General features: G+C 62.0%; 1 protein-coding gene. It reads right to left on the reverse strand.

Annotated features, from left to right (window positions below):
- On the reverse strand, window positions 1–221 hold a 221-nt coding region (locus tag Q8X48_RS30120), incomplete at both ends, for an immunoglobulin-like domain-containing protein (RefSeq protein WP_407802710.1).

The raw sequence follows: 221 nt of genomic DNA on the forward strand, positions 1-221 counted from the left end.
CGGCGTCGCGGTCAGGGTCACGGTGGTGGTGTCGTTGACGTCGTTGACCGTGGTGGTCACTGGCGTTGTGTTTGGCGACACCAGTTCCAGGTTACCGCCCACTGCGTCCTTGATGGATTCAGTGACGATGGTCGGACCGGTGTAAACGTCGTTGCCGACGCTGACCGGCAGGCTACCGGAGCTCTGACCTTCGGCGATGGTGATGACCTTGCCGCTGTCCA

The sequence above is a fragment of the Pseudomonas sp. QLc11A genome (genome assembly GCF_052112305.1).
GTDB classification, from domain to species: domain Bacteria; phylum Pseudomonadota; class Gammaproteobacteria; order Pseudomonadales; family Pseudomonadaceae; genus Aquipseudomonas; species Aquipseudomonas laurylsulfatiphila.